This window comes from Actinoallomurus spadix (assembly GCF_024055725.1).
GTDB lineage: Bacteria > Actinomycetota > Actinomycetes > Streptosporangiales > Streptosporangiaceae > Actinoallomurus > Actinoallomurus spadix.
In genome coordinates, this window is the sequence record NZ_JAMXMX010000025.1 from 18,039 (window position 1) to 35,849 (window position 17,811).

At 71.3% G+C, this 17,811-nt stretch carries 19 protein-coding genes; 12 read left to right on the forward strand and 7 right to left on the reverse strand.

Translation table 11 applies throughout. The annotated features are described in order from the left end of the window. The first annotated feature begins 70 nt into the window (after window positions 1–70). From gap to NE235_RS29355, 5 genes are all read left to right on the forward strand, one after another. On the forward strand, window positions 71–1,069 hold the full coding sequence (gene gap, locus NE235_RS29335; protein ID WP_252808541.1) for a type I glyceraldehyde-3-phosphate dehydrogenase: 999 nt from the start codon (window positions 71–73) through the stop codon (window positions 1,067–1,069). A 113-nt stretch (window positions 1,070–1,182) separates the two neighbouring features. Beyond that, window positions 1,183–1,710, forward strand: a complete 528-nt coding sequence (locus NE235_RS29340) for an RpnC/YadD family protein (protein ID WP_252808542.1) — start codon at window positions 1,183–1,185, stop codon at window positions 1,708–1,710. Between the two features lie 231 nt (window positions 1,711–1,941). Beyond that, window positions 1,942–3,369 (forward strand): family 2B encapsulin nanocompartment shell protein, encoded by a 1,428-nt coding sequence (locus NE235_RS29345; protein WP_252808543.1) that lies wholly within the window; start codon window positions 1,942–1,944, stop codon window positions 3,367–3,369. A 53-nt stretch (window positions 3,370–3,422) separates the two neighbouring features. Beyond that, a complete protein-coding gene (locus tag NE235_RS29350) occupies window positions 3,423–4,679 on the forward strand; it encodes a family 2 encapsulin nanocompartment cargo protein terpene cyclase (RefSeq protein ID WP_252808545.1) in 1,257 nt (418 codons plus the stop codon). A 117-nt stretch (window positions 4,680–4,796) separates the two neighbouring features. Continuing rightward, a complete protein-coding gene (locus tag NE235_RS29355; protein WP_252808553.1) occupies window positions 4,797–5,666 on the forward strand; it encodes a geranyl diphosphate 2-C-methyltransferase in 870 nt (289 codons plus the stop codon). 13 nt (window positions 5,667–5,679) lie between these two features. Here NE235_RS29355 and NE235_RS29360 read toward each other — a convergent pair whose 3' ends face one another. Further along, complete coding sequence (locus NE235_RS29360) at window positions 5,680–6,558, reverse strand: alpha/beta fold hydrolase (RefSeq protein WP_252808555.1); 879 nt, start codon at window positions 6,556–6,558, stop codon at window positions 5,680–5,682. Window positions 6,559–7,276: 718 nt separating this feature from the next. Here NE235_RS29360 and NE235_RS29365 point away from each other — a divergent pair. Then, window positions 7,277–7,882, forward strand: a complete 606-nt coding sequence (locus NE235_RS29365) for a hypothetical protein (protein WP_308206176.1) — start codon at window positions 7,277–7,279, stop codon at window positions 7,880–7,882. A gap of 137 nt (window positions 7,883–8,019) precedes the next feature. Here the strand turns inward: NE235_RS29365 and NE235_RS29370 are convergent, their stop codons facing one another. Both NE235_RS29370 and NE235_RS29375 read right to left on the reverse strand, forming a co-directional pair. Next, complete coding sequence (locus NE235_RS29370) at window positions 8,020–8,514, reverse strand: cupin domain-containing protein (protein WP_252808558.1); 495 nt, start codon at window positions 8,512–8,514, stop codon at window positions 8,020–8,022. 36 nt (window positions 8,515–8,550) lie between these two features. After that, the gene (locus NE235_RS29375) at window positions 8,551–8,922 is read right to left on the reverse strand and encodes a DUF4267 domain-containing protein (protein ID WP_252808560.1); all 372 of its coding nucleotides are present in this window, start codon (window positions 8,920–8,922) and stop codon (window positions 8,551–8,553) included. A 264-nt stretch (window positions 8,923–9,186) separates the two neighbouring features. Here NE235_RS29375 and NE235_RS29380 point away from each other — a divergent pair, with 264 nt between their 5' ends. Continuing rightward, window positions 9,187–9,849 carry a hypothetical protein gene (locus tag NE235_RS29380; RefSeq protein WP_252808564.1) on the forward strand — a complete coding sequence of 221 codons (663 nt, stop codon included), beginning with the start codon at window positions 9,187–9,189 and terminating at the stop codon, window positions 9,847–9,849. 101 nt (window positions 9,850–9,950) lie between these two features. On the opposite strand, the gene NE235_RS29385 is transcribed toward NE235_RS29380, so the two are convergent. Continuing rightward, on the reverse strand, window positions 9,951–10,463 hold the full coding sequence (locus NE235_RS29385) for a MaoC family dehydratase (protein ID WP_252808566.1): 513 nt from the start codon (window positions 10,461–10,463) through the stop codon (window positions 9,951–9,953). An 80-nt stretch (window positions 10,464–10,543) separates the two neighbouring features. Between NE235_RS29385 and prcB the strand changes: the two genes are divergently transcribed. Further along, a complete protein-coding gene (prcB, locus tag NE235_RS29390; protein WP_252808568.1) occupies window positions 10,544–11,377 on the forward strand; it encodes a proteasome subunit beta in 834 nt (277 codons plus the stop codon). A 31-nt stretch (window positions 11,378–11,408) separates the two neighbouring features. Here the strand turns inward: prcB and NE235_RS29395 are convergent, their stop codons facing one another. Beyond that, complete coding sequence (locus NE235_RS29395) at window positions 11,409–12,614, reverse strand: cytochrome P450 (protein WP_252808570.1); 1,206 nt, start codon at window positions 12,612–12,614, stop codon at window positions 11,409–11,411. Window positions 12,615–12,740: 126 nt separating this feature from the next. Between NE235_RS29395 and NE235_RS29400 the strand changes: the two genes are divergently transcribed. From NE235_RS29400 to NE235_RS29410, 3 genes are read left to right on the forward strand one after another with little or no spacing between them, the layout of a single operon-like run. After that, window positions 12,741–13,460 carry a hypothetical protein gene (locus NE235_RS29400; protein WP_252808572.1) on the forward strand — a complete coding sequence of 240 codons (720 nt, stop codon included), beginning with the start codon at window positions 12,741–12,743 and terminating at the stop codon, window positions 13,458–13,460. Next, a complete protein-coding gene (locus tag NE235_RS29405) occupies window positions 13,457–14,563 on the forward strand; it encodes an XRE family transcriptional regulator (RefSeq protein ID WP_252808574.1) in 1,107 nt (368 codons plus the stop codon). The genes NE235_RS29400 and NE235_RS29405 overlap by 4 nt, the downstream gene beginning before the upstream one ends. A 19-nt stretch (window positions 14,564–14,582) precedes the next feature. After that, window positions 14,583–15,032 carry a hypothetical protein gene (locus NE235_RS29410; protein WP_252808576.1) on the forward strand — a complete coding sequence of 150 codons (450 nt, stop codon included), beginning with the start codon at window positions 14,583–14,585 and terminating at the stop codon, window positions 15,030–15,032. Between the two features lie 64 nt (window positions 15,033–15,096). Here NE235_RS29410 and NE235_RS29415 read toward each other — a convergent pair whose 3' ends face one another. After that, window positions 15,097–15,810 carry a helix-turn-helix domain-containing protein gene (locus tag NE235_RS29415; RefSeq protein ID WP_252808578.1) on the reverse strand — a complete coding sequence of 238 codons (714 nt, stop codon included), beginning with the start codon at window positions 15,808–15,810 and terminating at the stop codon, window positions 15,097–15,099. A 217-nt stretch (window positions 15,811–16,027) separates the two neighbouring features. Here NE235_RS29415 and NE235_RS29420 point away from each other — a divergent pair, with 217 nt between their 5' ends. Next, entirely contained in the window at window positions 16,028–16,954 is a 927-nt protein-coding gene (locus NE235_RS29420) for a hypothetical protein (RefSeq protein ID WP_252808580.1), read from the forward strand. A 424-nt stretch (window positions 16,955–17,378) separates the two neighbouring features. Here NE235_RS29420 and NE235_RS29425 read toward each other — a convergent pair whose 3' ends face one another. Further along, the gene (locus tag NE235_RS29425) at window positions 17,379–17,804 is read right to left on the reverse strand and encodes an ATP-binding protein (RefSeq protein WP_252808582.1); all 426 of its coding nucleotides are present in this window, start codon (window positions 17,802–17,804) and stop codon (window positions 17,379–17,381) included. Window positions 17,805–17,811 lie beyond the last annotated feature (7 nt).

Genomic DNA, 17,811 nt, shown 5'->3' on the forward strand with positions numbered 1-17,811 from the left:
CGGTGGCGTTCAGGCCACTTTCGGGGTGGCGATCCGGCGTCGACGATGGGGCGGACGAAAGGAGCCTCCAATGACTCGCATCGCCGTCAACGGATTCGGCCGGATCGGCCGCAACACCCTCCGCGCCCTGCTGGAGCGCGACAGCGACCTCGAAGTGGTCGCCGTCAACGACCTCACCGCGCCCGAGACCCTCGCGCACCTGCTCAAGTACGACAGCGCGTTCGGCCGCCTCGCGCGTTCCGTCGAGGTCGACGGCACCGACCTGGTGGTCGACGGCCGCCGCATCACGGTCCTTGCCGAACGCGAGCCCGCCAAGCTGCCGTGGGCCGAGCTCGGCGTCGACATCGTGCTGGAGTCCACCGGCCGCTTCACCAAGGACGGTGCCGCCCGCGCGCACCTCGACGCCGGCGCCAGGCGCGTGCTGGTCAGCGCCCCCGCCGACGACGCCGACGTCACGCTCGCCTACGGCGTGAACACCGACACCTACGTCCCCGGCGAACACGTGATCGTCTCGAACGCCTCCTGCACCACCAACGCGCTGGCCCCGCTGGCCTCCGTACTGGACGACCTGGCCGGCATCGAGCACGGCTTCATGACCACCGTGCACGCCTACACCCAGGAACAGAACCTCCAGGACGGCCCGCACCGCGACCTCCGCCGCGCCCGCGCCGCCGGTGTCAACATCGCGCCCACCACCACCGGGGCCGCCAAGGCCATCGGCAAGGTCCTGCCTAACCTCGACGGTAGGCTGTCCGGCGACTCGATCCGCGTGCCGGTCCCGGTCGGCTCGCTCGTGGAGCTGAACACCACGGTGTCCCGCGAGGTCACCCGCGACGAGGTGCTCGCCGCCTACCGCGCCGCCGCCGACGGCCCGCTCAACGGCATCCTCGAGTACGAGGCCGACCCGGTCGTCTCCAGCGACATCGTCGGCCGCCCCGCGTCGTCGATCTTCGACGCCGCCCTCACCCGCGTCGACGGCCGGCACGTCAAGGTGGTGGCCTGGTACGACAACGAGTGGGGCTTCTCGAACCGCGTCGTCGACACCCTCGAACTCCTCGCCCGCAACTGACCACCGGGTACGGCCGACCGTCGGGGGCCGGCCCACGACCAGCCCCCGACCCGCACTCGTGCGTCTGCCCTGACGCCAAAGTCGCCGCCTACTACGCCGAACCCATCACCACCGTGCTGCCCGGTTACCGGTTTCAGGCCGTGGTGCTGGGCCCGGATCAGGTCCCGCCCATCACGGATCGGGAAGAGGCGGCGGCGCACCCGGAGCTGGCCGCGCTGGCGGTGATGATGCACGGCCTGCGCAAGCCGGTGGTGCAGGCGTTCGTTACGGCGGTCTCGGCCCCCGGGACGCCTGGTTACGCTCCGCATTACTATGAATACGCATACATGATGGCTGCGTCGGCGATCAAACGGATCATGGAGGAAGTCGTGTCCGAAACCTGGCCCGTCTACAGCCCCTTCGCCCGCGAACACTTCGGCCGAGGCAAAGCCGAAGGCAAAGCGGAAGGCAAAGCCGAGGGCAAAGCGGAAGGCAAGGCCGAGGGGGAGGCCGATGCGCTCCTGACGATCCTGGAGGCCCGGGGCATCGAGGTGCCACAGACAGCCCGCGCCCGCATCACCACCTGCACCGACGTCGAAGAACTCAAAACATGGCTCAAACGCGCCGCGGTGGCGCGCTCCACCGACGAGGTCTTCGACTGACGGTCAGGACCGTGCCGATGGCGTCGGCGGCTCGTCGGCATGGATTCGGCCGGTCACGTTCGGTGATGATCCGGTACGGCAGCGGTAAGGAAAAGCTGCCGTGAGCGGGGGGTGTCCGACTGGATAGACCACCCATACGATCCGTATCGGATCGATCACGCAAAGTGATCATCCATGCGAGGTCAGTTCTCCGTCTCAGCGCACTCGCGCGCGGAAAAGGGAGGTCTCGGTTTGACGTCATCCTCGTGGCAGGAGCCGGTGTCCACCGACGAGACCGCGGAAGAGGAGTATCAGCGGAGCCTCAGCACCGCGGCGGCGCGGAACCTTACGACGACGACCAAGACCCCGCCGCAGATGCAGGCGATCAGCTCGCGCTGGCTGCTGCGGGTGCTGCCCTGGGTGGAGGTCTCCGGCGGTCACTACCGGGTCAACCGCCGGCTGACCTACAAGGTGGGTGGCGGCCGGGTCGCCGTCACCGGCACCGAGAACCGCGCCCAGATCCTCCCGCCCAGCCTGCGGGAGATTCCGCTGCTGGCGGGGTTCTCCGACGAGGAGGTGCTGGCGGAGCTGGCCGGCCGGTTCATGCTGCGGGAGGCGGCGGCCGGCGAGACCCTCGTCGAGCGCGGCCGGCCCGGCGACCGGCTGTTCGTGGTCGCGCACGGCAAGGTGGACCGGCTCAGCGCGGGACCGTTCGACACGCCGGCGGCCCACGCCCCGGTGGGCGACGGCGGCTACCTCTTCCCCGGCGCGCTGACCGATCCGGATTTCACGTGGGACCACACGGTCGTCGCGATGACGACGTGCTCGCTGCTGGTGCTCTCCCGGCAGGACTTCCAGGCCATGCTCGACCGGTCCGAGGCGCTCGCCGCGCACGTCGAGCGGTATCGGGCGGCGCTGCGGGCGCCGCAGAACCGCAAGGGCGAGGCGGAGATCGCGCTGCTCTCCGGGCACGCGGGCGAGCAGGACGTTCCGACGACGTACGCCGACTATGAGCTCGCGCCGCGCGAGTACGAGCTGGGCGTCGCCCAGACCGTGCTCAAGGTGCACACCCGGGTCACCGACCTGTTCAACGAGCCGATGAACCAGTTGGAGCAGCAGCTCCGGCTGACCATCGAGGCGCTGCGGGAGCGGCAGGAACACGAGATGGTGAACAACCGGGACTTCGGGCTGCTGCACAACGTCGACTACTCCCAGCGGCTGCAGACCCGGTCCGGTCCCCCGACCCCCGACGACCTGGACGAGCTGCTGTCGCGGCGCCGCAGCACCCGCCTGTTCCTCGCTCACCCGAAGGCGATCGCGGCGTTCCTGCGCGAATGCACCCGGCGCGGTATCTACCCGGACCCCGTCGAGTGGGAGGGCGGCCGGATGCCGGGCTGGCGGGGCATTCCGATCTTCCCGTGCAACAAGATCCCGGTCGTCGACGAGCACACCTCCTCGATCCTGGCGATGCGCACCGGAGAGGACGACCAGGGCGTGGTGGGCCTGCGCCAGACGGGCATCCCGGACGAGTACGAGCCGGGGCTGAACGTCCGCTTCATGGGCATCGACGAGAAGGCCATCACGTCGTACCTCGTCAGCACCTACTTCTCGGCGGCGGTGCTGGTCCCGGACGCGCTCGGCGTGCTGGAGAACGTCGAGGTCGCGGCTCCGGGCTCGTGAGCCGGGCCCGCACCACCGCCGGCCCGTACGTCCGAGATCTCCCGGGAGCGCACGTGTCACACGACCTGCCGATCCGCCCGACCGGGCTGGGCACATCCGCGGCCCACCTGGCGGGGGCGCTTCGGTCCGCGGCCCGCGAGGGGCCACCACTCCTCGCGGACCCGCCGAGCATGGCGGCGCCGGTCACGGCTCCGCCCGCCCATCCGCCCGTACCGGTCCCCGCTCCGCCCGACGACCTGTCCGTGCCGGTCCCGGCTTCGTCCGCCGATCGACCGGTGCCGGAGCGGGCCGTGGTCTCCTGCCCGGGCGGGGACGTCCCGGGCGTCGTGCCGGGGTACGCCGAACGGCAGTGGGGGGACGGGTCGTACCCGCCGCTGTACTGCCCGGAGACGGTCCGCGTCGACGAGGATCTCGGCGACCGGGTGAACGACGCCCTGGTCGCCTGGGCGGAGGAGACCGGCATCTACGCCGGTCGTCTGGAGGCGTTCCGCAGCACGGGGTTCGGCCGGCTCGCCATGCTCACGCATCCCGACACCGACGACCCCGACCGGCTGCTCCTCGCCGCGCAGCTGAACGCCGCGTGGTGGGCGTGCGACGACTACTACGCCGACGAGAGCGAGCTGGGGGCCACTCCGATCGAGCTGCCGCCGCGGCTGGCTCTGGTCATGTCGGCCATGGACCCACCGCCGTCCGCGGGCGAGTTCACCGGCCCGCTGGAAGAGGCGGTGCGGGCCGATCCGGTGCTGGTGGCGCTGGCGTCGGCCACCGCGCACCTCAGGCGCCACGCCACCCCGGAGCAGGTCATGCGGGTCTGCAACACGACCTTCCAGATGTACGTGAGCTGGACGGCGTACGCCGCCTGGCGCTTCGGCGGCGGGCTGCCACCCGCCTGGCGTTACCTCGCCGCCCGGCAGCACGACAGTTTCTACACGTCGATGACGTTGATCGACGTGGTCGGCGGTTACCGCCTCCCCGGTGAGCTGTTCTACGCCCCGGAGGTGCACCGTGCCGTGATGCAGGCGGGCACGGCGTCCGTCATCGTCAACGACCTGCACTCGGTCGCCCGGGAGGCGGCGGACGACCAGACGGACAACCTCGTCCTGCTGGTCGCCGCCGAGCGCGACTGCTCCCTCCGCGAGGCGATCGAGACCTGCGTCCGCCTGCACAACGCGTTCGTCCGGGACTTCCGGTCCGCGCAGGAGCGGCTCGCCGCCGTGCCGTCGGCGGAGCTGCAACGGTTCCTGCGCGGCGTGCAGGCCTGGATGGGCGGCGGCGCCGAATGGCACGGCACGAGTAGCCGCTACCGCTGATCCGGCCGTGGGATCCGGCGATCACCTCGCCGGATCACGCGGGCACCACCGTGGTCGGCGTGCCGTTGGCGCGCCGACCCGGCAACCCCCCGATTCACGAATCATGAGGAGGCCGGCATGACGTCCGTCCACGACTCCGCCCTCGACGACTCCGTGGTCGTCGCCAGCCCGTACCAGCGGGCCGTCGCCGACTACTGGAACGCCGAACGCAACCCGGTCAACCTCCGCCTGGGTGAGGTGGACGGCATCTACCACCACCACTACGGCATCGGCGACGTGGACTGGTCGGTGCTGCAGAGCCCGGCGGAGGTCCGCGAGGCCCGGATCGTCGAGGAGCTGCACCGGCTGGAGTCCGCGCAGGCCGACTTCCTCCTCGACCACCTCGGCTCCGTCGGCCCGGAGGACCGGGTGCTGGACGCCGGGTGCGGGCGGGGTGGGTCCAGCCTCGTGGCCGCGGCGCGGTTCGGGTGCCGGGTCGACGGCATCTCGATCTCCCAGGCGCAGGTCGACTTCGCGAACGAGCAGGCGAAGCGGCGTGGCGTGGACGCTTCGGTGCGGTTCCACCTGCGCAACATGCTCGACACCGGCTTCCCGACCGGCGCGTTCCAGGCGATCTGGAACAACGAGTCCACGATGTACGTCGAACTCGGTCCCCTGTTCGCCGAGCACTCACGGCTGCTCCGCCGCGGCGGCCGGTACGTCTGCATCACCGGCTGCTACAACGACGCGTACGGGCTGCCATCCCGTGCCGTCAGCCAGATCAACGCGCACTACATCTGCGACATCCACCCACGCAGCACCTACTTCCGGGAGCTGGCCGCGAACCGCCTGGTTCCGGTCAGCGTGGTCGACCTCACCGCCGCGACCATCCCGTACTGGCGGCTGCGCGCCCGGTCCGGTCTGGCCACCGGCATCGAGAACGCCTTCCTCGACGCCTACACCGGCGGCAGTTTCCAGTACCTGCTGATCGCCGCCGATCGGATCTGAGGCGCCGCCTCGATCATCGGGCGAGGAGGTCACGGAGGGCCTTGGTGATGTCCGCCGGGGCCTCCTCGGCCATGAAGTGGCCGCAGGTCACCGTCCCATGGTGCAGGTCGGCCGCCCAGGCGCGCCAGACGGCGGCGGCGTCGTAGCCGAGGGCGGCGCCCCAGTCCTGCTGCAGGACGGTCACCGGCATCGTCAGGCGCCGGCCGGCGGCGCGGTCGGCCTCGTCGTGCTCGACGTCGATGCCGGCGGAGGCACGGTAGTCCGCCACGATGGAGGGCACGGCGTCGCGGCAGGCCGCCAGGTACTCCGCGCGGACCTCGGCGGGGATCGCCTCCGGGTCGTTCGCCCAGAGGTCGAGGAAGTGGCCGAAGAACGCGTCGGGGCTGCCCGCGATCAGCTTTTCGGGCAGGCCGGGCGGCTGCGCCATGAGGTACAGGTGGAACCCGACGGCGGCGGTGACGCCGTGCATCACGTCCCACATGTCCAGGGTCGGCAGCACGTCCAGGCAGGCCAGGTGGGTCACCGCGTCGGGGTGGTCGAGGCCGGCGCGGAAGGCGACCAGGGCACCGCGGTCGTGCCCGGCCAGTGCGAACCGCTCGTGCCCCAGCGCGCGGGCCAGGGCCACGGTGTCGGCGGCCATCGTGCGCTTGGAGTAGACGTCGGCGCCGGTCTCGGCGGGCTTGTCGCTGGCGCCGTAGCCGCGCAGGTCGGGGCAGATGACGGTGTGGTCGGCGGCGAGGTCGGCGGCGACGTGCCGCCACATCAGGTGGGTCTGGGGGAAGCCGTGCAGGAGCACGATGGCGGGTCCCGATCCGCCGACGGCCGTGTGCAGGGACACGCCGTCCGCGACGGGCACGCGCTGGTGGTCGAATCCGGGAATGGCGGGCGCCATGGTCTTCTCCTCGTAGGTTGAGAACACGGTCAGCCTGCCGGGTCCGGATGAGCATCCGATGAGTGCGCCACCGAGGGCGAATCAGGCGGGCATGCCGCCGGGGGCGGGCCAGGTCGGCGCACGGGGCTTGAGCAGCGACCGACGACGCCGCAGGGGCGACGTTCGTCCGCGACGCCCTACAAGCGTACGCGCGGACCCGGATGTAGCTCGTGTGGTCGCAGAACGGCCAGCTCCGCGAGACCGTCGGCGACCATCCCAGCGTTCAGAGGCACAGCTCGCGATTCTCGAAACTCACCACAGGCACGCCCCCGCCCGGCTCGTCCGGGACCGGGGGCGTCGCCCGTGTTCCGAGGCTGCGTAACTGCGCATCTGCCGGGCTGCGGAGTGCGCAGCCTCCCCGCCCGTCGTCGGCCTCGGCGGCTACCGGGTTGAGCGAGCAGGGCGCGGCGTGCGGGGGCCAGCCCAGACGCTGCCCGCGGGCACTTGCGACCGCCAGGCCCTTCAAGGTGGGCCACAAAAATCGATCAAGGTGTAGGCGGAGCGGCCCTGCCGGACATCTCTGGGCGACACCGACCCGAGAGAAAGGAGCCGGCGTGCCGGATCCAGACGGGGGATCCGTCTTCAGGCCCGGAGCGCCCTCGCGGACTTCACGGCCGCGGACGAGCACGCGGCGGCCGCCGACCGCCTGGCCGAGCGCCACGAGCGGCCGCTGGTCGAGGTGTTCACCCGGTGGTACGCCGCGCTACGGCTGGCCGAGACCGGTTCGGCGACCGGAGCCGCAACCGACGCCGGGACCGGGTCCGAGGCCGCGTCCGGGGCCGCGACCGGAGCCGGAACCGCGTCCGTGACCGGAGCCGGGACCGGGTCCGAGGCGGAGTCGGAGGCGGAGGCGGCGTACCGGGATGCGGCGACCCGCCTGCCGGGCTCGGGCATGCCGGGGCTGGCGGACGGGTTGTTGCCGCTGGCGTTGCTGTGCCTGCGGGTGCGGTACGGACTGCCGCCCCGGCCCGGCGACCCGGCCGGCTTCGGGCCGTACGAGCCGTGGGCCCGGCCCCTGGTGCTGCTCGCGGAGGGGCGCCGGGAGGCGGCCGCCGCCGCGCTGCGCGAGGTCCCGGACCCGCCACGCGACCTGCTGCTGGAGGCCCTGTGGTGCCTGACGGCCCGCGCGGCCCTGGCCCTGGGCGACCGGCCGGTGATGGAGCGGGCGTACGCGGCGCTGCGTCCCGCGGAGGCGGAGCTGGCCGGGGCGGGCAGTGGCCTGCTCACGGTCGGCCCGGTCGCCCGCCACCTGGACGACCTCGCCGTCGCCCTCCGCCGACCCTGATCGCGCGCCGCGTGCGATGGCTCAGGCCTCGGCCAGCGGTTCCGTCGCGGATGCGCCGGTCGCCGCCTCCTGGCCGGCGCTCTCGCGCCGGGCGGGGATGCGCTTGCCGAGGGTGATGAAGAACAGGGTCACCGCGGTCAGGACCTGGCGGCGTCCCACACCGGGCTGGACAGGAAATAGGTGTCGTAGATCTCCTGGACCTCCAGGAGACTTTCGGGCGGCACCTTCCCATAGGCGATGCGCTCCAGGTGGCGGAAGTATTCGAAACGTTCGACGCCGGGCGTGATGACGATGAGGATGTCGGCGTTCTCGCCGGGCGCGGCGGCGAAGGCGTGCGGGGCACCGGGCGGAACGACCACCAGGTCGCCGCGTTCGGCGGTCACGACCTGGTCTCCGGAGAGCAGTTGCGCGGTGCCGTCCAGGAGGTAGAACAGCTCGGCCGACCTGCCGTGGTGGTGCGGCTTGGCGCCGTCCGCGCCCTGTTCGAGGGTGACCCGCTGGGTCGACAGCGCGCCGCCGGTCGAGCTGCTGTCGGCCAGCAGCCGGATGGTGGTGGGAGCCCGGCCGATCACCTCGGCCTCGGCGGATCGGACGATGACGGCGTCGTTGAAGTCCGGTGTGATCAGGGACATGGGAGCGGCTCTTTCTACGGGTGGGATTCGGGGATGTCAGACGGCGAACAGGAGGGCGGCGCTGATCAGGACGATCACGGCGGTGGCGAAGTGGACGCCGAACGCGACCGCCTTGGTGCCGCCGTGGCGCAGGACGATGAGCGTGTCGCCCAGCGGTGCGATCGCGACGGCCAGCATGTACCAGCCGACGGCGTGCGCGCCGGCGAACGCGAGCAGGACCGCGCCGAGGACGCCGTAGGTGAAGTCGCGCAGGCCCTTGATGGTCAGGTAGGCGGCGTCGCCGTTCTCCTTGGCCGGCACGCCGTACCCGGCGGCGGCGGGGCGGGGCGCCAGCAGGAATCGCAGCCCGATGAACGAGATGAGGACGATGAGGGCGATCGCGAGTCCGTAGGCGATGGGCGTGAGCATGAGCATCTCCGATTTGCTAGCAGCGCTAGGAACGAGACCGACACTAGCAGATCGGCGATAGAACAGCTAGCGCTGCTAGAAATATTGGAAGGCCGAGAGAAGCGCCTCACCGACCTCACCGCCTCGCGTCGCCGACGACGGTGGTGGTGGTGGTGCTCGCCGGGGTGTGTCCATCGAATGTCATCCTCCGGCAACGACCGTCCTGATAAGTTCTTTCGCCCGATGTGCTCGAAAACGTACAAAAAGGACTGGACGCGGGAGAACATGAAGACTCGTACGATCGTGGTCGGCGCGCTGTGCACCGGCCTCGCCCTGGCCGGATGCTCCGGAGGATCCGACGACAAGAAGTCCGGTGACGGCGCGACATCGGCGCCGAAGTCCGGCACGAGCAGCTCCGCCGCTGCCGCTCCGCCCGAGCTGCCGGCCGGTTACCGCCGGATCGGCGGTTCGGAGAACGGCCTCACCATCGGCGTGCCGAAGAGCTGGAAGGCACTCGACTTCGACCAGCTGACCAAGGCCAAGGCGGAGCTGGGGAAGAACGGTTTCCCCGCAGCGACCGTCGACCAGGTCGTCAAGACCATGAAGCAGAACAACGCCTTCATGGCGTACGACCCGGGGACCGCGCGGACCGAGCACTTCGGCAACAACGTCAACGGCTTCTGCCAGCCCGGTGCCGCCCCCAACGCCGACCAGGTCAAGGCACAGCTGGGTCAGATCGGCGCACGCAACGTCGCGATCGAGAACACCACCGCCGGCGGCCGATCGGCGGTGAAGGTGACGTACGAGCAGGCGGGCACCGCGACGCTGGAGACCACGCAGTACGTCGTCCCCGCCGACGGCGGCCGGACCTGTTACGCGACGCTGACCAAGAAGAAGGGCACCGACGCGCCGTTCGACGCCATGGCCCCGACGATCCAGGTCCTCTGACCGAGGAGGTCCGTCAGGACCCGCCGTCCTCGGCGAACTCCGCGAGGACGGCGACGGCCTGCTCGAAGGCGACGACGGTGACGCCGTCCGACGGGCGCTCGCTACTCCCGCACCGGCGGGAGGGAGTCCTCGGGCGGGCGCGGTACCGGCGGGTGCGGGGCGTGGTCGCGCTTGTACACCAGCAGCGTGCGTGTGAACGAGCACACGATGACGCCGTTCTGGTTGAAACCCTCGGTGGCCACGGTGACGACGCCGACGTTCGGCCGGGAGCGGGACTCGCGGAGCGCGATGACCTTCGACCGCGAGTACAGCGTGTCGCCCTCGAAGACGGGGGCCGGCAGCCGTACGTCGTCCCAGCCGAGGTTCGCCATGACGTTCTGCGAGACGTCGGTGACGGACTGGCCGGTGACGAGGGCGAGGGTGAAGGTCGAGTCGACCAGCGGGCGCCCGAACTCCGTCCGCGCGGCATAGTGGTGGTCCACATGCACCATCGCGGTGTTCTGCGTCAGCAGCGTGAACCACATGTTGTCGGTCGTCGTGACCGTCCTGCCGAGCGGGTGGTAATAGATGTCCCCGAGCGTGAAGTCCTCGTAGTACCGGCCACGCCACGTCATGGGCTCAAGTCTAGGTGGCGGGCGAAGGCGGAGATCGTACGATAAGCGAGGCACATGTCCTTGATCGGAAGCGGGCGCAGATGGTCGATTTCTCGCGGGGCCTCCCTCCGGCGTTCCTCAGCAGCGCCAACGCGTCGTTCACGCAGCTGCTGGCCGAGGTCGCACCCGAGGCGCTGCCCCCGGGCCGCGTCCGGGAGTCGGTGGCCGGGCTGAACCTCCCGCACGGGACCACGATCCTGTCGCTCACCTTCGAGGGCGGCGTGCTGATGGCCGGCGACCGCCGCGCCACGATGGGCAACCTCATCGCGCAGCGCGACCTCGAGAAGATCAATTACGCCGACGAGTACTCCGCGGTCGCGTTCGCCGGGACGGTCGGGACCGCGATCGAGATGGTGCGGCTGTTCCAGTTCGAGCTGGCGCACTACGAGAAGATCGAGGGCCGGCGGCTGTCGCTCGACGGCAAGGCCCGCCGGCTGGCCACCCTCGTGCAGGGCAACCTCGGCGCGGCCATGCAGGGGCTCGTCGTCGTTCCCCTCTTCGCGGGCTACGACCTCGACCGGGGAGTCGGCCGGATCTACTCGTTCGACGTCACCGGCGGCCCGTACGAGATGAAGGACTTCCACGCCGACGGGTCCGGCTCGCCGTACGCGCGGGGTGCGCTGAAGAAGCTGTACCGGCGCGGCATGTCCCAGGAGGACGCGGTCGTCGCGGCCGTCCAGGCGCTGTACGACGCGGCGGACGACGACTCGGCCACCGGCGGCCCGGACCTGACCCGGCGGATCTACCCGAGCGTCGCGGTCGTGACCGAGGACGGCTACCGGCGGCTGCCCGAGGACGAGGTCCGCTCGGTCGCCGAGGCGGTCGTCGCCGCCCGCCACGACTCCCCCGGCGGCCCCACCGCGTCCCTGCGCTGAGCCGCCGGTCCCTCGGCGGAAGATGCGGTCGTCACCAGGCGACGGGCAGTTCGTACAGGCCGATGAACGCCGCGTCCCAGGCGATGCGCAGCTCGTCGAGCCCGACCGCGAGGCGCAGCGTCGGGATTCGGGTCAGCAGGGTGCCGTAGACGATCTCCAGCTCGGCGCGGGCGAGGTTGTGGCCGACGCACTGGTGCACGCCGTGGCCGAAGGCGAGGTGGTGCTGCGCGGACCGGCGGATGTCGAACGCGTCGGGATCCTCGAACACCCGCTCGTCGCGGTTGGCGGACGCGGCCAGCACCGTCAGGCGGTCCCCGGCGCCGATCCGCGTCCCGCCGACCTCGATGTCGTCCACCGCCACACGTTCGAAGACGACCCAGTCCTGGACCGTGTGGAACCGCAGCAGTTCCTCGGTCGCCCCCGGCAGCAGGCCCGGATCGTCGCGCAGCGCCGCGAGCTGCTCGGGGTGCTCCAGCAACGTCACCACACCCAGCGCGATCATGTTCGCCGGTGAGTCGTAGCTCGCGAGCAGCAGGAGAAACGTCATGTTGGTCAGCGCTTCGGCGGTCAGCTCCCCGGTGGGCAGATGCCGGGCGGCCAGCCGCCCGATGAGACCGTCCGGGGATTCCCGTTCAACGCGGCCGATGAAGTCGCGCAGGTAGTCGCGGAGGTCACGGGACGCCTCGGGCGCCCGCGGGTCGCGGATCAGCAGGCTGAGCATCCGGAGCCGGGAATCGACGAACTCGCGGTCGGCCGCCGGAATGCCGAGCAGCTCGCAGGTGACACGCGGCGGGACCTTGCGTGCGAACGACTCGACGAGATCGGTGGGCGGACCGGCCGCCAGCAGCTCGTCGATCGCCGCATCGACGATCCGCTGGATGAGGGGTCGCATGGCGGCGACCGAGCGCATGCCGAGCTCCGGGAGCAGCACGCGCCGGTACCGGGTGTGCTCCGGCGGGTCCATGCCGACGAGGAAGCCCTCGTCGGTCCGGTCGTCGTCGGGGCCGCTCGGCCGCCCGAGCAGTCCGGGGTTCGAGCTGACTCGCGGATGGCTGAGCATCTGCCGCGCCTCGGCGAGGCGGGTGACCGCCCAGACCGGCGCGCCGTTGGGCAGAGCCGCGCGGACGACCGGCGCGGTGTCGCGCATCCGCTGGTACTCGGCCGGCGGGGCGAACGGGCAGGTCCGCACCATCGGCAAGGTCGGCGGCGTGGGTTCGTCGTGCTGGGACGTGCTCATCGTGATCTCCCCTCAACGCCCGCCTCAGCATGCAACCGTGATGTGGATCATGTCCAGGGGCCGTGGCGACGCGCCGGGGACTTCATTTTCGCGCGTGGGCCGCTGGGAACATCTATAGTCCAACGCATGTCGGAGGATCGGGAAGCCTGGGGCACCCTGCTCGAAGCCGGATTCCTGCACGCGCTGCGCGAGGCGCACACCGAGGCGACCCTCGCCGTGTTCGGCGCGATGAGCCGGGCGGCCGGGTTCAAGGAGCGGTCGTTCGGCACCGGCGCCTTCGACGTACTGGAGACCCAGCTGGACCGGGTGTTCCACCTGGGCGAGTTCGCCCCCGACCCCGCCGAGGGCGACGACGACCCGCTCACGGCGATGGTGAGCCGAGAGAACCTGAACGGCTCGCCGGGCTGGCGGTACGGCCGCTACCGGATCCTGCTCAAACGGCACCGTTTCGGCGCGGTACGGGCGATCCGCTGGGACCGGGACAGTTACACCAAGCAGGCGGTCGCGCGGCAGGAGTTCCCCGACGATCCGCAGCTCACCCTGGACTTCGCCCTCGGTCCCGTACGCGACACGGACGACGTCGTGACCCTCGTCCTCGCGCACAGCGCGACCGAGGAGCCGCTGGAGATGGAGCTGTTCCTCGGCCGTCCCCGGCTGAACGCCGACGGCGGCCCGGCCTGGCACTGGCTCCGGCAGCTGACCGATGACACGCTCGGCGCCGACCGACGGCGTAGGCTCGTGCCTTCCACACTGCCCCTGTGGGCCGACGACGAGGCCGATGTTCCACTGCGGCTCCACGGTCGGCGTGCGGGCGGCGGAGAGACGAGTATCGAAACGGCCCAGTGAACGACCACACCAACGAGCACGCCGCGCGGCGGCTCGCCGAGGCTCGGCTGCTGTTCGACGCCGACCGGCTGACGCTCGCGCGGCGCCTGCGCGGCATGCGCAAGAACCAGCTGGCCCAGGCCGTCGGCACCACGCCGACCGCCATCGGCCAGTACGAGGCCGGCGTGCACCGGCCGTCGGAGAAGACGCTGTCACGGCTGGCGTTCGCGCTCGGCGTGCCGGTCGAGTTCTTCCGCGCCGGACGCGGCCCCGTCTCCCTCGACACCGCGCACTTCCGGTCGCTGCGGTCCACGACGCAGATCGAACGCGACCAGGCCCTCGCCCACGGCCGGATCGCCGCGGACATCGTCACCGCCCTGGAAGAGCTGGTCGAGCTGCCGCGTGCGGAGCTGCCCGAGCGGCCCGTGTCGCCGGAGGAGATCGCCGGGTCCGGTCCGGTCGAGGCCGCCCGGCTGGCCCGGAAGGCCATGGCCGGGGACGCCGGTCCCATCCCGCATCTCGTACGGCTGCTGGAGAAGCACGGCGTCATCGTGCTGATCCTGCCGCCGTCGACCGAGCGCGTCGACGCGTTCAGCATCGGCGCCCACCCGCGTCCGATGGTGCTGTTCAACCCGGCCAAGGGCGACTACTGGCGCAACCGCTTCGACGGTGCGCACGAGCTCGGCCACCTCGTCATGCACGCGGACGCCGAACCCGGCAGCAAGATCATCGAAGATCAGGCGCACCGGTTCGCGGCCGAGTTCCTGATGCCGGAGGCGGCCATCGCCGACGAGCTGCCCCACACCGCCGACTGGGCCCGCCTCGCCGAGCTGAAGGCGGCGTGGGGGGTCAGTATGGCGGCCCTGCTCTACCGCGCGCGCAGCCTCGGCATCATGAAGGAGAGCACGTACCGGAGCGCGATGAGCGTGATGAGCGCCCGCGGCTGGCGGCGCAACGAGCCCGGCCCGGCCCGGCCCCTCGAGACCCCGACGATGCTCACGCGGGCGGTCGAGCTGGTCGCCGGCTCCGGTACCGGCCGCGACGAGCTGGCCGACCGGGCCGGCGTCACCCGCGCCGACCTCGACCTGCTGGTCCCGAGCCGCCGCGTGCCCGCGGTCGGCTGACCCCCCACCAGGAGGCACGGTGTTCCGGCCGCTGATCCCCCTCGCCGTACTCGCCTGCGCCGGTGGCCTGGCGGCCTGCGAGTCCCAGGACGAGCCGAAGCCCCAGAGCGCGCCCTCGTCCGTCCCGGCCGCCTCCACCCCGGCGGTCTCCGCCGCACCGGGCACGTCGTCGGCCGCACCGGCGAGCACGCCGCCGGCGCCCTGCGCGTCGGCGGCGGACTTCCTCAAGGCCCGGGCCGCCGAGGGTTCGATGGAGTTCCGGGTCTCCGGCCGCGTCATCTGCGACCACGGCTGGGCGGCCGCGTACCTGAAGCAGCCCGCCGGGCTCACCGACCCGGCCTGGACCGTGCTCCGGAACACCGGCGGTCGCTGGCACCTGGTCACCTACGGCACCGACGGCCTCTGCGGCGCCCCGGGCATGAAGGCGGCACCGGCCAAGATCAAGAAGGCCCTCGGCCCGTACTGCTGACGCGACGCCGGCCCGGTGCTTCGCGCTCTCACCGTGCGACCGGAATCGGGCGCGTACTACCGACTCAGCCGCAGACCGCACGGTAATAGGCGAGCCGTTCCTGGAGCACGTATCCGGCCAGGCCGTTCTTCACGACGACGCCGTAGTAGCGGTACGGCCGGGCGGGGTTCCCCGGCGTCTCGTCCCGCGTGAACAGGTCGCCGGGCCACACGGTTCCGACGACGGCGCCGTGCGCGTCGACGACGTTGCCCCGGTGCACGACCCGGTACTGCGGGCGCTGCCGGCAGGCGCCCTGCCGCGCCACCGGGTGCGCGTCCGGCGGCCGGTCGTCCCCGGTGCCGGTCACGATGACCGCCGCGGCCACCGCGCCGGCGACCAGCGCCACGAGCACGACCACCGTGAGCAACCGGCCACGTCGGCGCCGGACGGGCCCCGCCGGTGCCTCCGCCTCCGGAGATCCTCGGTCGCCGGAGCGTCGCTCCCCAGGAGTCGTCGAGCGGGAGGCCAGTGCGGCCTCGCGCAGGTCCCGCAGGCGCTTCCGCTCCTCAGGGGGCAGGGCGGCGAGGTCGCAGAACCGGTCGAGCACGTCCGCCGGCATCGGGGTCTGGGCGTTGAGGTACCGGGACAGGGAGGAGTCCGAGACGTTGAGGTCCCGCCCGAGCCGGGCGAGCGTCGACCCGACGCGCTCGTACAGCACGCGAAGCTGCTCGGTGAACAGCCGGACCGGTTCGGCCAGGTCCGGGGGCAGCGGCTGAAGAGGCTTGCGGCGCTCCGCCACGTCGTCTCCTGTCCCGTCTCGATCCCGTCCTCGACGAACGGCCTGGTCAACTGGGCGTGGGATATCCCGCCCGTCCCGTCTTCGGCCGATCTGTGGCGACCCTGCCCGTCCGGACCGCAGGATCGATCTTGCCCGCTGCGACCGGAGCAGTCGGGTGGAAACCCGAAGACCCGCCGTCCGCTTGCGGACAGCGCACCCCCTTGGAGGAACACCGGGAATGGCTTCGAAGAACACCTCGCGCCGTGGCGCCGTCATCGCGGCGGCCTCCCTGGCGAGCGCGGCACTGCTCATCGGCGGCGCCGGCGGCGCGGAGGCGGCGCAGGCCCCGACCAATCCGGCGAAGCTCAAGAAGAGCTGCACCCTGTGGTTCAACTACACGCCGCATCAGGCGATGGACAAGGCACCGGGCCACTCCGTACCGGTGCAGGCGGGCAAGGGGCGGACCGTCAACTACCGGTACAACTGGGACTCCCACTACGCGGTCGTCTCCACCTGGGGCTCGTCCGGCGTCTGGGGCTTCATCAACCGCTCCTGTCTGGGCAGGCCCAAGCACGCGGTCGGCGGGCGGCTCACCGAGCACCTGTCCTCCAGCGCCGAGAAGCACACCCGGTACATGTGCGGCCAGCAGACCCTTTACGTCCGGGACCACCAGCAGCGGGTCATCGGCCGGCTGTACCACGGTGACCGGTTCGTCCAGTACGGCAAGACCCGGAAGATGAAGAAGGACAACGGCCGGATCTCGGTCGGGTATGCCTACGGGCGGGTCCACAAGCCCGGGCGCGTGTACACGAAGTACCTGTCCACGAAGCCGTGCCCGTCCGCCGCCGCGGCACCCGCCGCCGCGGCAGCGGCCCCCGCCCCGGCTCCCGCGGCCCGGGTCGCCGCCGGGTCGGCCGTGCCCGCGTCCCGCGCGGTCGCGGCCGACTGCCACTACAAGGTGACCTGGCCGGTCGCCGGCGTGTACGAGCAGCCGACCAACGCCTCGACGCTGCTGAAGGACAAGCGCGCCGGCGACATCGTCGGCGGGTACTGCGACTGGACGTACGACAACACCACCGAGGGCCACACCTACCTCGCGGTGGCCACCGACAGCGCGGCGGACGGCATCGGCTGGATGCGCCGCGACGCCCTCGTGAAACTCTGACCCGCGACACGAACGCCGGCGCCGCCGGGTACGGGACGACGGTCCCGGACCCGGCGGCTCGCGCGGACGGGCGAGTGGCCGGTGGTGTCCTTCGCAGCCGGGAGGTGGATCGTCGCCGTCGCCGCATCCTCGTCCGCACCGGCGTGCCCGGTCGCGTTGGGCGTTGTCTCCTCTGGGCCCAGAGCGTCCCGCACACAGGAGTCGTTCAGCCCCGATTCTCCTGCGTGCGGAGCCTTCGGCGTCTTCTGCGGTCCCTCACCATGGTGGCCACGGCGTCAGCCGACACCCCCAGGGAGAAGGCGAGGACGAGACTCGGCAGACTAGCGAGATGCATCGTTTCGGACACCCTTTCCAGCTCTCATGCCCACGAGACGCCCTTCATGATTCGGTCGGTCATCGCTTCATCTCCTTTCCGGTAGGTGCCTTATTCCGGCAGGATGACCCAGACGCACTTGCCGGATGCCGCCAGGCGGGAGCCCCAGATCTCGCAGAGAGCCGCGATGATGTACATCCCGCGTCCGGACTCCTTCTCGAAGTCGACTGGGGCGATCCGAGGACGGTCAGGAGAGTCGTCCCACATCTCCAGCCGTATCCGGCCACCGTTCCAGTCGATGGCCGCGACGAGCTCTTTCGAGTCGGTGTGCAGAAGAGCGTTGTTGAACAGCTCTCCGATGATCACGGTGGCGTCTTCGATCTGATCGGTGCGGCCCCAGGCCCTCAGCCGGGATTCCACGAAGTCTCGGGCCGTCCCCGCGGCCGCCTTGACGGGAGGAAGGTGTCGTTCGTGGCGGTACCGAACATACTGAGGGTGTTGAGACGTCCCGTATTTAGCTAGTTCGCTCCGATCCATCACTGCC